The 13,563-nt window shown below is 59.1% G+C and carries 13 protein-coding genes; all 13 read left to right on the forward strand.

Translation table 11 applies throughout. The features are described 5' to 3' along the window. The first annotated feature begins 25 nt into the window (after nt 1-25). The 13 genes from E0486_RS05310 (at nt 26) to E0486_RS05370 (ending at nt 13,554) form a co-directional block, all read left to right on the forward strand. The gene (locus E0486_RS05310; RefSeq protein ID WP_243697382.1) at nt 26-523 is read left to right on the forward strand and encodes an NADH-quinone oxidoreductase subunit NuoE family protein; all 498 of its coding nucleotides are present in this window, start codon (nt 26-28) and stop codon (nt 521-523) included. Between the two features lies 1 nt (nt 524). Beyond that, nucleotides 525-941 (forward strand): VOC family protein, encoded by a 417-nt coding sequence (locus E0486_RS05315; RefSeq protein ID WP_131851107.1) that lies wholly within the window; start codon nt 525-527, stop codon nt 939-941. 35 nt (nt 942-976) lie between these two features. Next, entirely contained in the window at nt 977-2,329 is a 1,353-nt protein-coding gene (gene nuoF / locus E0486_RS05320) for an NADH-quinone oxidoreductase subunit NuoF (protein WP_131851108.1), read from the forward strand. A gap of 35 nt (nt 2,330-2,364) precedes the next feature. Further along, nucleotides 2,365-3,534, forward strand: coding sequence for an NADH-quinone oxidoreductase subunit G (locus tag E0486_RS05325; RefSeq protein ID WP_131851109.1), 1,170 nt, complete (start codon nt 2,365-2,367; stop codon nt 3,532-3,534). 121 nt (nt 3,535-3,655) lie between these two features. Then, a complete protein-coding gene (nuoH, locus tag E0486_RS05330; RefSeq protein WP_317129407.1) occupies nt 3,656-4,780 on the forward strand; it encodes an NADH-quinone oxidoreductase subunit NuoH in 1,125 nt (374 codons plus the stop codon). Next, a complete protein-coding gene (gene nuoI / locus E0486_RS05335) occupies nt 4,764-5,306 on the forward strand; it encodes an NADH-quinone oxidoreductase subunit NuoI (RefSeq protein WP_131851111.1) in 543 nt (180 codons plus the stop codon). Before nuoH ends, nuoI begins: the two co-directional genes overlap by 17 nt. A gap of 13 nt (nt 5,307-5,319) precedes the next feature. Next, nucleotides 5,320-5,880: an NADH-quinone oxidoreductase subunit J family protein gene (locus E0486_RS05340; protein ID WP_131851112.1), complete on the forward strand. Its 561-nt coding sequence runs from the start codon at nt 5,320-5,322 to the stop codon at nt 5,878-5,880. A 30-nt stretch (nt 5,881-5,910) separates the two neighbouring features. Continuing rightward, nucleotides 5,911-6,240, forward strand: a complete 330-nt coding sequence (gene nuoK / locus E0486_RS05345) for an NADH-quinone oxidoreductase subunit NuoK (RefSeq protein ID WP_131851113.1) — start codon at nt 5,911-5,913, stop codon at nt 6,238-6,240. A gap of 19 nt (nt 6,241-6,259) precedes the next feature. Further along, nucleotides 6,260-8,164, forward strand: a complete 1,905-nt coding sequence (gene nuoL, locus E0486_RS05350) for an NADH-quinone oxidoreductase subunit L (RefSeq protein WP_131851114.1) — start codon at nt 6,260-6,262, stop codon at nt 8,162-8,164. A 74-nt stretch (nt 8,165-8,238) separates the two neighbouring features. Next, nucleotides 8,239-9,714 (forward strand): complex I subunit 4 family protein, encoded by a 1,476-nt coding sequence (locus E0486_RS05355; RefSeq protein ID WP_131851115.1) that lies wholly within the window; start codon nt 8,239-8,241, stop codon nt 9,712-9,714. 3 nt (nt 9,715-9,717) lie between these two features. Beyond that, the gene (locus E0486_RS05360) at nt 9,718-11,094 is read left to right on the forward strand and encodes an NADH-quinone oxidoreductase subunit N (protein ID WP_131851116.1); all 1,377 of its coding nucleotides are present in this window, start codon (nt 9,718-9,720) and stop codon (nt 11,092-11,094) included. A gap of 157 nt (nt 11,095-11,251) precedes the next feature. After that, nucleotides 11,252-12,529: an ABC transporter permease gene (locus E0486_RS05365; RefSeq protein WP_131851117.1), complete on the forward strand. Its 1,278-nt coding sequence runs from the start codon at nt 11,252-11,254 to the stop codon at nt 12,527-12,529. 164 nt (nt 12,530-12,693) lie between these two features. Then, on the forward strand, nt 12,694-13,554 hold the full coding sequence (locus E0486_RS05370; protein ID WP_131851118.1) for a MotA/TolQ/ExbB proton channel family protein: 861 nt from the start codon (nt 12,694-12,696) through the stop codon (nt 13,552-13,554). Nucleotides 13,555-13,563 lie beyond the last annotated feature (9 nt).

Consider the following 13,563-nt stretch of genomic DNA (forward strand, 5'->3'; position numbering starts at 1 on the left):
AAGTAAACTAATAAACCGAACGACCGTGATCTTTTCAGAAGACAAACTCAATAAAGTACGCGAGATCGTGGCGCGCTACCCGGAAGGAAAGCAGAAGAGCGCCCTCATCCCCGTGCTGCACCTGGCGCAGGAATCCAACAACGGTTGGCTTTCCTCCGAGGTGATGGACGACGTAGCCTCGGTGCTCGGTCTGAAGCCGATCGAGGTTTACGAAGTTGCCACCTTCTACAGCATGTTCAACCTGAAGCCGGTGGGCAAATACCTGTTCGAGGTGTGCCAGACCGGTCCCTGCATGCTCAATGGCTCCGACGACATCATCGGCTACATCAAGGAAAAACTGAACATCGGCGTGGGCGAAACGAGCAGCGACGGTATGTTCACCCTCAAGACCGTAGAGTGCCTCGGCGCCTGCGGCTATGCCCCGATGATGCAGCTGGGCAAGTTTTACAAAGAGCACCTTACCCGCGAAAAGGTAGATGCCCTCATTGAAGAATGCCGCCGCAACGCGGTTCAAAACAATTAAGATGCGAGTAGTTCCCTATATCATGTTCAACGGCAACTGCGAGGAAGCCCTGAATTTTTACAGCAAAGCGCTCGGCGGCCAGATCCAGGGTTTGCAGTATTTCGAGAATGCCCCGGTGGATACGGCTCCCGAGGACGCCCGGAAAGTAATGCACGCGCAGTTTTCCGCGGGCGATCTGTTCCTGATGGCTTCCGACGGCCAGCAGAGCGAAGCCGTGGGCGGCATGGTACACCTCAGCCTCGACTTCTCTTCGGAAGAAGAGATCAACAAGACCTTCGAAGCGCTGAGTGACGGTGCCCGCATCACGATGCCGCTGCAGGACACCTTCTGGGGCGCCCGCTTCGGCATGCTCACCGATGCTTACGGCGTTAACTGGATGTTCAACCACGACAAGGCGCCGCAGGAAAAACAACATTGATCCAACGCAGGCCCGGCCTGCCTATCTGATAGACCATGGGTAAGAAAATATTACTGGAACACGAACACGTAGAAGGCATCCGCTACTACGACACCTACCGCCGCAACGGCGGTTATGCCGCGGTGGAGAAGGCGTTCAAGATGGCGCCCGCCGACATCGTGGAAGAAGTGAAGAAGAGCGGCCTCCGCGGCCGTGGCGGCGCCGGCTTCCCCACGGGCATGAAGTGGAGCTTCCTGGCCAAGCCCGAAGGCGTGCCCCGCTACCTCGTATGCAACGCCGACGAATCGGAGCCCGGTACCTTCAAGGACCGATACCTGATGGAGTTCATCCCGCACCTCCTTATCGAGGGCCTCATCATCTCCTCTTTCGCGCTCGGCTCCGAACGCACCTACATCTACATCCGCGGTGAATACGCCTGGATCGTAGATATACTGGAGCAGGCTATTGCCGAAGCCAACCAGGCAGGCTTCCTCGGAACGAACATTCTCGGTACCGGCTTCAACTGCCAGATCTATGTGCAGCGCGGCGCCGGCGCTTATATCTGCGGCGAGGAAACAGCGCTGCTCGAATCGCTCGAAGGCAAGCGCGGCAACCCCCGCATCAAGCCGCCCTTCCCGGCCATCAAAGGCCTGTACGACTGCCCCACGGTGGTCAACAACGTGGAAACGCTGGCGGCCGTGGTGCCCATCCTCAATATGGGTGGCGAAGAATACGCCAAGATCGGCATCGGCCGCTCCACCGGTACCAAGCTCATCTCGGCCTGTGGCAACATCAACAAGCCGGGCATCTACGAGATCGACATGACGATCTCCGTGGAGGAATTCATTTACAGCGACGAGTACTGCGGCGGCATCCCCAATGGCAAGCGCCTGAAGGCCTGTATCCCGGGCGGATCGTCGGTGCCCATCCTGCCGGCCAACCTGCTGCTCAAGACCGCCAAGGGCGAGCCTCGCCTGATGACCTACGAAAGCCTTGCCGACGGTGGCTTCGCCACGGGTTCCATGATGGGCTCGGGCGGCTTTATCGTGCTGGATGAAGACCAGTGCGTGGTGCGCCACACCTTCTCGCTGGCCCGCTTCTACCGCCACGAAAGCTGCGGCCAGTGCTCGCCCTGCCGCGAAGGCACCGGCTGGATGGAAAAGATCCTGCACAAGATCGAGCACGGCAAAGGCGACATGCGCGACATCGACCTGCTGTGGGACATCCAGAGCAAGATCGAAGGCAACACCATCTGCCCGCTGGGCGATGCGGCTGCCTGGCCTGTGGCCGCCGCCATCCGCCACTTCCGCGACGAGTTCGAATGGCACGTGCTGAACCCCGGGGAATCGCAGACGCGCAACTTCGGGCTCGCCCATTATGCAGATCCTATTTCTGTTGCTGTTAGTTAAATAGAAAAACAAGCTTCTTCTGAAGCACCTTTTATATGGCTGAAGAAAAAAAGATGTTCACGGTCACCATCGACAACATCAAGGTCGAAGTAGAGCCGGGCACCACCATCCTGATGGCGGCACGCAAGATCGGCGGCGACATTGTTCCGCCGACGATGTGCTTTTACAGCAAGCTCGCCCAGACGGGCGGTTATTGCCGCACCTGCCTCGTGCGTGTGTCTGCCGGCTCCACCGCCGACCCGCGCCCGATGCCCAAGCTCGTGGCCTCCTGCCGCACGGCGGTAATGGACGGGATGATCGTCGAAAACATCACCAACCCCGCGGTGCTCGAAGCCCGCAAGGGCGTGGTGGAATTCCTGCTGCTCAACCACCCGCTCGACTGCCCCGTGTGCGACCAGGCGGGTGAATGCGACCTCCAGGACCTGTCCTACGAGCACGGCAAGGAAGGCACGCGCTACGAATTCAAACGCCGCACCTTCGAGCGTATAGACCTCGGTCCGTACATCCAGCTGCACATGACGCGCTGCATCCTGTGCTACCGCTGCGTGCACACCGCCAACCAGGTGGCCGGCGGCCGCGAGCACGGCGTGCTCGACCGCGGCGACCACGCACAGATCGCTACCTACATCGAGAAGTCGCTCGACAACGAGATGATCGGCAACGTCATCGACGTCTGTCCCGTGGGCGCGCTCACCGACCGCACCTTCCGCTTCAAGAACCGCGTATGGTTCACCAAGCCGGTAGATGCACACCGCGACTGCCCGACCTGTAAGGGCAACGTACGCCTCTGGCTGCGCGGCGACGACGTGCTCCGCGTAACGGCCCGCAAAGACCAGTGGGGTGAAGTGGAGGAGTGGATCTGCAACGATTGCCGCTTTGAAAAGAAAAAGGTAAGCGACTGGACCATTGAAGGCCCGACCCAGGTAGACCGCCATTCGGTGATCGGCGCCGGCCACTATACCGGTATCCGGAAGCCCAAGGAGATCTTCCAGGACGTGATGAAGGGCCGCGACCCGAAACTGCTGATGGACATCCATACCATCTCCGACGTGAACCAGGTTAACCTCAACGAGATCCCCGGACCCGCCACCGGCGCCACCTATTCGGGCAATCCCCATTCCACCGGCACGAACGTGACCGATGTGAAGGAAGGCGTAGGACGGAACCAGATGGGCACCGACTCGACGAACGCGAACACACCGTGAGTCGTGAAGCGTGAACCGTGAGTGCTGATGCCCGTTTTAGCTCACGCCTCACGCCTGACGCTTCACGAAAGGATATCACCAAGGGGCGAAGCCCCATAGACCGTAGACTATGTACTTACTAATGGCTGAATGGGTAGTAACCCTCATTGAAAAATTCGTGCTCATCGCGATCATCGTTACCACGGCGCTGATCGTGGCGATGTACAGCACTTACGGCGAGCGCAAGATCGCCGCCTTCCTGCAGGATCGCAAGGGCCCCAACCGCGCCGGTCCCTTCGGACTGCTGCAGCCGCTCGCCGACGGCGTGAAGCTGTTCATGAAGGAAGAGATCATCCCCAACACGTCGTCGAAGTTCCTGTTCATCCTCGGCCCCCTGCTGGCGATGATCACCGCCACGATGACTTCGGCGGTCATTCCCTGGGGCCCCACCTCCACGTTCTTCGGCCATACGATGCCCCTGCAGATCGCCGACATCAACATCGGCGTGCTCTACATCTTCGGCGTGGTTTCGCTGGGTGTGTACGGCATCATGATCGGGGGCTGGGCCTCCAACAACAAGTTCTCGCTGCTGGCCGCCATCCGCGGCGCCTCGCAGATGATCTCCTACGAGCTGGCCATGGGCCTCTCGCTGCTGGCCGTGCTCCTCATCGTGGGCGACCTGCGGATGAGCGTCATCGTGCAGCAGCAGCAGGAGCACCTCTGGAACATCGTTTACCAGCCCCTGGGCTTCCTCATCTTCTTTATCTGCGCCCTTGCCGAGTGCAACCGCACGCCCTTCGACCTGCCGGAAGCGGAGAACGAGCTCAACATGGGCTACCACCAGGAATATTCTTCGATGAAACTGGGTTTCTACCTTTTTGCCGAATACATCAACATGTTTATTTCCGGTGTGGTAATGGCCACGCTGTTTTTCGGCGGCTGGGACATTCCCTTCTTCAACGAGGCCGCCTACAACGGCGCCTGGTGGGTGGGACTGCTTGGTTTCGCTTCGCTGATGGGCAAAGCCTTTCTTTCCATCTTCCTGTTCATGTGGATCCGCTGGACCATCCCGCGCTTCCGCTTTGACCAGTTGATGAACCTGGGCTGGCGCGGCCTGCTGCCGCTGGCCCTCGCCAACATGATCCTCACGGCCGCCGTGGTCCTGTGGATCAGTCAAGACACGACGGTGCCTGCCCCTCAAAAAGGGCTACTTTCGCAGCCGTCTCAAACCGCACCTATAAGCCTGACACATGCAACTCACCAATAAGAACAAACCGGTCGAGCGCAAGCCGATGACGGTGGCCGAGAAGCTGTACCTGCCCGCGATCTTCAAGGGCATGGGCATTACCTTCAGCCACCTGTTCAAGAAGAAACCCACGATCAGCTACCCCGAGGAGCAGCGCCCGTTTTCGGCCGTGTTCCGGGGGCTGCAAATCCTCAACCGCGACGAGGAAGGCCGCGAGCGCTGCACGGCCTGCGGTCTCTGCGCCCTCGCCTGCCCTGCCGAAGCCATCACCATGGAGGCCGCCGAGCGGCAGCCCGGCGAGGAGCACCTGTACCGCGAAGAGAAGTATGCCGCCAAGTACGAGATCAACATGCTGCGCTGCATCTTCTGCGGCCTCTGCGAGGAAGCCTGTCCCAAGGACGCCATTTACCTGTCGCAGACCTTTGCCCCGGCGAACTATGCCCGCCAGGGTTTCATTTATAAGAAAGACGACCTGCTGATCCCCGACCCGACAAAGGACCCGGAAGGATTTGCCAAGGCAAAAGGAACGATCCCCCAATCCAAATAAACCGAACCTGCTCATGGGAATTACTGAAATACTTTTCTGGATCCTCGCGGTTGCCTCGCTGTTCAGCGCCCTGATGGTGATCACGAGCAAAAACCCGGTGTTCAGCGTGATCTGGCTCATCGTGACCTTTTTCACGATCTCGGGCCACTACATCCTGCTCAACGCGCAGTTCCTGGCCGTGGTCAACATCATCGTGTATGCAGGCGCCATCATGGTGCTGTTCCTGTTCGTGATCATGCTGATGAACCTCGATAAGAATACCGAAGTGCAGAAAGGACGCTGGATGCGCCTTATCGGCGCCGTTGCCGGCGGCTGCTTCCTCCTGGTGCTGGTAGCCGCCCTGCGCGGTACCGAGGCCCGCGCTACGGAGCTCGGAACCGGCGACATCGGCCTCATTCAAAACCTCGGCTGGGTGCTGTTTCACGATTACGTAGTGCCTTTCGAGCTGAGCTCGGTGCTGTTCCTCACCGCGATGGTGGGCGCCGTGGTCATCGGCAAGCGCGACGCCAACATCCCCACGACCATTGAAGACGCGCGCAGCGAGGCCGTCCGCGCCACCATGGAAGTTGAGTAACGAATCAAACCAATCCGCTTAATCATCCTTATGGATATCCGCTATTACCTGTTTCTGTCGCTCGCGTTGTTCATCACCGGTATCATCGGTGTGCTCACGCGCCGCAACGCCATCATCATCTTCATGTGCATCGAGCTGATGCTGAATGCCGTGAACCTGCTGCTGGTGGCCTTTTCGAAGATGCACCACCTCGCCAAGGCCGGCACCGACGCCGTTGCCGGCACCGAGGGGCAGCTGTTCGTGTTCTTCATCATGGTGGTGGCCGCCGCCGAAGTGAGCGTGGGCCTCGCCATCATCGTGATGCTGTACCGCAACACCCGCTCCGTGGACATCAACTTCCTCAACCGACTGAAACACTAAGCCGCAACGCTACTGTATTATGAAGAATCTGATCGCACTCATCCCCCTGCTACCGCTCGCCGGCTTCCTGATCAACGGGCTGGGGCGCAACTACCTGTCGAAGGGCCTTGTGGGCCTCATCGGATCCGGTACCGTGCTGGGCTCCTTTGTCATCAGCTGCCTGCTGTTCTCGAAAGGCGTCTTCAGCGACGTTCCCTACAAATACTTCGACTTCATCAACGTAGGCTCGCTGCACATTCCCTTCGCCTTCCAGATCGACCAGCTGTCGACCCTGTTCCTGCTGATCATCACGGGCGTAGGCTTCCTCATCCATGTGTATTCCACCGCCTACATGCACGAGGAAAAGCGCGAGCACTTCGGCCGCTACTTCGCCTACCTCAACCTGTTTGTATTCTCGATGCTGCTGCTGGTGATGGGTGCCAACTACCTCATCATGTTCATCGGATGGGAAGGCGTGGGGCTTTGCTCTTACCTGCTCATCGGCTATTGGTTCAAAAACATCGACTACACCAAGGCCGCCAAGAAAGCTTTCGTGATGAACCGCATCGGCGACCTCGGCTTCCTGCTTGCCCTGTTCTGGATGCTCCAGCGCTTCGGCACCCTGTCGTACCAGGACCTTTTCAGCGCGAACGGTGTCATCACGGCGCTGCACACGCTCAATACCACCGACGTGGTGGGCATCACCCTGCTGCTCTTTTTGGGCGCCACCGGCAAGAGCGCCCAGATCCCGCTCTACACCTGGCTCCCCGACGCCATGGCCGGCCCCACGCCCGTATCGGCACTTATCCACGCCGCCACGATGGTGACCGCGGGCATCTACATGATCGCGCGCAGCAACATCCTCTACAGCCTCGCACCCGCCACGCTTTCCGTAGTGGCCATCATCGGCGCGGCCACGGCACTCCTCGCCGCCACCATCGCGCTGAAGCAAAACGACATTAAGAAAGTGCTCGCCTATTCCACGGTGAGCCAGCTTGGGTACATGTTTCTCGCCCTGGGCACCGGGGCCTACACGGCTGCCGTATTCCACGTGATGACGCACGCCTTCTTCAAGGCCCTCCTCTTCCTCGGCTCGGGCTCGGTCATCCACGCGATGAGCGGTCAGCAGGACATCCGCTTTATGGGGGGCCTCAGGGGCAAGCTGAAGATCACCTACCTCACCTTCCTCATCGGCTGTATCGCCATCGCCGGCGTTCCGCCTTTCAGCGGCTTCTTCTCCAAAGACGCCATCCTGCTGAGCGCCTTTGAGCACGACAAGTTCCTGTGGGCCGTTGGGCTCATCACCGCGGCGCTCACGGCCTTTTATATGTTCCGTCTGCTGTTCATCACCTTCAACGGCTCGTTCCGCGGCACCGACGAGCAGCGTCAGCACGTGCATGAAAGCCCCGCGGCGATGACCATCCCGCTGGTTGTGCTGGCAATCCTGTCGATTGTTGGCGGATTTGTGGGCGTGCCTGAAGTGTTTGCAAAAGGAGGGGAGCGCCTCGCCGGCTACCTGTCGCCGGTGATCGCGCAGCAGCATGGCAACACGGAGAACGCCGGTATCAGCCACGGCACCGAGATCGCCCTGATGGCGGCCACCACGGTGATCGCGCTGCTGGCCATCGGCTTTGCCTGGTTCCGCTACCGCAACTACCGCGAAGAGCACAACGGCGCCTTCGGCAAAGTGTTGGCCAACAAGTGGTATGTAGACGAGCTCTACGACACGGCCATCGTGAAGCCGCTCAACGGGCTCGGACGGTTTGCCAACAACTTCATCGAGCGCAGCGGCATCGACGCCATCGTGAATGGCGTGGGCCGCGCGGTCAACTACAGCGGCCGCCAGATGCGCTGGCTGCAAAGCGGGCAGGTTGGTTCCTACGTGCTGCTGATGGTGATCTCGATGGTGCTGTTCTTTGTAATGGAATTCTTTCTTAAAAAGTAAAAAGCAACGCTCCGGGAAGCAGGCCGCCATTATGGGGTTTTTGCCCGGATCCGAACTTTTGAATTAACTGTGTTATGACCGTATTACTACTGTTCCTGGTCCCGCTCATTGGCGGCCTCGTCAGCTTCTTCCTCCGGGATGCGAAGCTTGCCCGCGGCTGGGCCCTGCTGCTTTCCTTCGCGGCGATGGCTCTTTCGATCAAGGGCTTTGCCGATGTGCGGAACGAAACCGTATCCGACTTCACGGCGCCCTGGCTGGGCTCGCTGGGTTCTTCCTTCAGTCTCTCGCTCGACGGGCTTTCGGGGATCCTGACCCTGCTCACCGGCATTGCTTATCCCATTATCCTGCTGGCCACCTGGAAGACGGACTACCGCAAGGCGAACAACTTCTTCGGGCTCCTGCTGCTCACACAGGCGGGGCTGATGGGCGTGTTCACCGCCACCGACGCGCTGCTGTTCTACTTCTTCTGGGAACTGGCCCTGATCCCGGTTTATTTCCTTTGCTCCGGCTGGGGCGGCGAGCGCCGCATCCCGGTGACCTTCAAGTTTTTCATCTACACGTTTACCGGCTCGGTGATCATGCTGGTGGCCCTGCTTTATCTCTATGCGCAGACGCCCGACAGCTCCTTCGCCATGCAATCGTTCTACAGCCTGAAACTGAGCAACGGAACACAGGGCTTCATCTTCTGGATGCTGTTCGTCGCCTTCGCCGTGAAGATGCCGATCTTTCCCTTCCACACCTGGCAGCCCGACACCTACGAGCAATCGCCCACGGCCGTTACGATGGTGCTCAGCGGCCTCATGGTAAAGATGGGTGTGTTCGGGGTGCTCCGTTGGGTGCTCCCGGTGGTGCCCAATGCCGCTTACATCTGGGGCGATGTGGTCATGAGCCTGTCGGTGATCGGCATCATCTATGCTTCGCTGCTCGCCCTCCAGCAGGACGACCTGAAGCGCCTCGTGGCCTACTCCTCGATCGCCCACATAGGGCTCATGGGCGCGGCCATTTTTGCAGAAACCCGCACGGGCCTGCAGGGGGTACTGATCCAGCTCTTTCACCACGGCGTGAACATCATCGGTCTCTGGATCGTGGTGGAACTCATCGAGCGTCAGTTCGGCACCCGCAAGCTTTCCCAGCTGGGCGGCATCGCCCAGAAGGCGCCGGGACTGACGATCCTGCTGGTGCTGGTGGCCTTCGCCAACGTATCGCTCCCGCTCACCAATTCCTTTGCCGGTGAGTTCCTCATGTTCAACGGCATCTGGAGTTCCGGCGGCACGCAATACCGCGTGGTGTTCACCGTGCTGGCAACCCTCAGCATCATCCTGGGTGCGGCCTACACGCTCAAGATGGTACAGGCGGTGTTCTTCGGCGCTGCCAATGAGCAGACCGCCGTCGGCTACCGCCTGCGTCCTGCCGAAACGGTTTCGCTCCTGCTGGTGGCGGCACTTATCCTTTGGTTCGGCTTCTACCCGCAACCCCTGATCAATGCCACGGAGCCCTTTGTGAAGGGCCTGCTCAAGGTGGCCAATTACTCTAACTACATAGCACGATAAACTATGAACGCTCTTCTTATTTCGGCACTCAGCGGGATCGCGATGATGTTCGGCGGCTTTGCCTTGAAGCGTGCCTCCGCGGTACGCGGCCTGGCCTATGTGCTGCTGCTGCTGGTACTGGGCGGCGCCCTGCTCGACCTGCGCGGCATCGAGCTATATCATATTGCCAACGTGGAGCGGATGCTCCGTTTCGACCGCTTCGCCTCGCTCTTCATGGCGGTGGCCGTTGTGGCCACGCTGGCCTACTTCCTGCTCTCCGCGCGCGACATGGAAAAAGTGGGCAAGCACTACGCGGAATATTTCACGCTGATCTTTTTCATCCTCACCGGTGTGGCAATGACGGCAGCCTTCCAGTCGCTGCTGATCCTCTTCCTGGGCATCGAGGTCCTTTCGATCCCGCTGTACATCCTCGCCGGCTCTGAGAAAAACAACCTCAAGAGCAATGAGGCCGCCCTCAAGTATTTCCTCATGGGCTCCTTTTCAACGGGACTGATGCTGATGGGCATCGCGCTGCTCTACGGAGCCACCGGCACTTTCGACACGGTGGGCTATGTGCCCGGAGATGCGGGCGTGCCGGTGCTGATGACGGCCGGTATGCTGATGCTTCTGTTCGCGCTTTCCTTCAAAGTATCCGCTGCGCCCTTCCACTTCTGGACGCCCGACGTATACGACGGCTCACCCACGGTGTTCACGTCGTTCATGGCTACCGTAGTGAAGGCCGCCGGCTTCATTGCCTTCATGCGGCTTTTCAACGAAAGCTTCGGCGGCATCGCCATGCAGTGGAAGCTGATCGTGGCGGTCATCGTGGCTATCACGCTCTTCATCGGCAATATCACCGCTGTGTTCCAGCAAAGCGTGAAGCGCATGCTTGCCTACTCGTCCATCGCGCAAGCCGGCTTCATGATGATGGCCGTATACGCGCTGAACAGCGATGCCCTGGATGGCCTGATCCTCTACGCCGCCGCTTATTCCTTCGCCACGATCGGCATCTTCGCCGTACTGATCCGGATGAAGGACCAGAGCTTCGAGGGCTTCAACGGCTTTGCGCGCCAGCAGCCGCTGGTAGCCGCCACGCTGGTGATCTTCCTGCTGTCGCTCGCCGGCATCCCGCTCACGGCCGGCTTCCTGTCGAAGTTTTACATGCTGCGCGCCACGCTGCAGGCCGGTTCGTTGGCCCTGCCGGTGTTTGCCGTACTGATGGCCGCCATCTCGGTGTATTACTACTTCCGCCTGCTGCAGGCGATGTACTTCCGCGAGGGCAACAGCGGCAGCACGCTGCGCCTCAACACGGGTTTCAAAGCGACCCTCGTGGCCCTGGCCGCGCTGACCATCGCGCTGGGCCTCTTCCCGGAGCTGCTCACGGGATGGCTCTATTTCTAAGTCATCAATTCGGAAGTCGGAAGTCTTTCCGCCATCTGTCAAAAAATACGAAGCCCCGCAGCGATGCGAGGCTTTTCGTTGTCTGACGCGAAAAGCCACTTTCCGGTTCCCACTTCCGACGTGATCACTTTTAATGGTACCTTAGGAGCACTTTATCATGCGGCTATTCGATATTTATGCGCTAGCTTCCCGCACGGTGCGCGGCAACAAGCTCCGCACCGGCATCACCGTAACCATCATTGCACTGGGCATCATGGCCCTCATCTTCATCATTACCTGTATCCAGGCAATGAGCCAGAAGTTTACCGAGAGCTTTTCCACGATGGGCGCCAACGGCTTTACGCTCCGCTTCAAGGAGCGCAACATCCAGTTCGGCGGCGGCAATAACAACAACATGAAGGTGTCCAAGAAGGGTGCGCGCCGCGAAAAGAAATCCTCGCTGGGCAAACCCATTACCGAGGAGCAGGCCGAAGCCTTTGCCCGCGGCTATCATTTCCCGGCTTCGGTAGGACTCTCCACGTTTGCATCGCGCAATGCCATCATCAACAACGGCACGCGCAAGACGACGCCCAACGTATTTCTGTTCGGGGCCGATGAAAACTATACCGCCCTCAACGGTTTTACGCTCCACAGCGGCCGCAACTTCGGGCGGCAGGAGGTGCAGGGCGCGCAGAACGTATGCCTGCTGGGCCACGACGTGGCGCAGCGCCTCTTCAAGCCGCGGATGGAAAGCGCCGTGGGCCGCGTGGTGCGCATCAACGGCATTCCGTTCCGCGTGGTGGGCATTCTCGGAAGCCGCGGATCGTCGTTCGGTTTCAGCCGCGACAACATCGTCATCGTCAGCTATAAGTCGGTGCGCCGCTACTTCGACCCCAACGGCTCCTTCGCCATCGGGGTGCTGGTAAACGACCTGCACCAGGTGGAAGAAGCGATGGGGGAGGCCGAAAGCGTGTTCCGCGCGGTGCGCCGCCTCAACACGACGGAGGAAAGCAACTTCGTGATCGATCGCAGCGACAGCGTGGCGGAGAAGGCGATGAACAGCCTCGGCTTTCTGACTATTTCGGCTACAGTGATCGGCCTCATCACGCTGATCGGCGCCGCCATCGGGTTAATGAACATCATGCTGGTGGCCGTTACAGAGCGCACGAAGGAAGTGGGTCTAGTTAAGGCCATCGGGGGCAAGAGCCGCACGGTGCGCCTGCAGTTTCTCTTCGAGTCGATGATCATTTCGGTGCTCGGTGCGCTCTTCGGCATCGTGCTTGGCATACTGCTCGGCAACGTGGTGGCCCTTGCGATGGGCACCGGATTCGTGGTGCCCTGGAACTGGGTGATAATCGGTATTGTGATTTGTACGGCCGTGGGCTTGCTGGCGGGACTTTACCCCGCGCTCAAGGCCGGACGCCTGAACCCGATACAGGCCCTTCGCTACGAATGAGGCCCGGCGCGGGTTTGGCGCAATGGACCTTTTAACGGAATCTTTTGCGAGCCCATCAAAAAAAATGCAACGATGCTTCGCATTTGATCCGTTTTTTCCTTAGAATTGTGACCTCTTAATCGTTAGTTCAATATTCATTTCAAAAAATCTCTAAAAACAGAATCATGGCAGAACAAAGACCCGCTGCATCGGCAACCTCCACCAAAGCGTCCACTTCGGTGCAGCCGAAACGGAGCAGCAACATCATCTCGTGGCTGGCGCCCATCGTTTGTATCATCGTAGGTTATATCATCTGGCGCTATGGCATGGGTAATGCAGACGGTTTCCGTCAACCTGCCGGCGGTGGATTCTGGCCCGAACATAAAGGTCCCAAAACGGCCTTCAACCGCATCTATGAAGGTGGTATCATCGTACCCCTGCTGATCGGTATGCTCCTCATGGTGATCACCTTCTCGATCGAGCGCTTCCTGACCATCGGCCGCGCCCTGGGTTCCGGCAACATCGCCGACTTCATCCGCAAAGTGCAGTACCACCTCGCCAACCGCAACGTGGACGCCGCCATCGCCGAGTGCGACAAGCAGCGTGGCTCTGTTGCCAACGTCATGAAGGCCGGTCTGCGCCGCTACAAGGAAATGATCAACGAAGGCGGTCTCGACACCGAGCAGAAAGTACTCTCCATCCAGAAGGAAGTAGAAGAAGCCACGGCCCTCGAACTCCCCATGCTGCAGAAGAACCTGGTGTTCCTCTCCACGATCGTTTCGGTAGGTACCCTCATCGCCCTGCTCGGTACGGTAATCGGTATGATCCGCTCGTTCTCGGCCCTCGGTGAATCGGGTGGCGGTAACGCCGGTGAACTCGCCGTTGGTATCTCGGAAGCCCTGTACAACACCGCCCTCGGTATCGGTACTTCGGCCCTTTCGCTGATCATGTACAACGTGTTCACTACCAAGATCGACAGCATCACGTACGGCATTGATGAGTCCGGTTTCACCCTGACCCAAAGCTTCGCTTCGCTTTACAAGTAAGCGGAACCA

Source organism: Flaviaesturariibacter aridisoli, assembly GCF_004343705.1.
Lineage (GTDB): Bacteria > Bacteroidota > Bacteroidia > Chitinophagales > Chitinophagaceae > Flavisolibacter > Flavisolibacter aridisoli.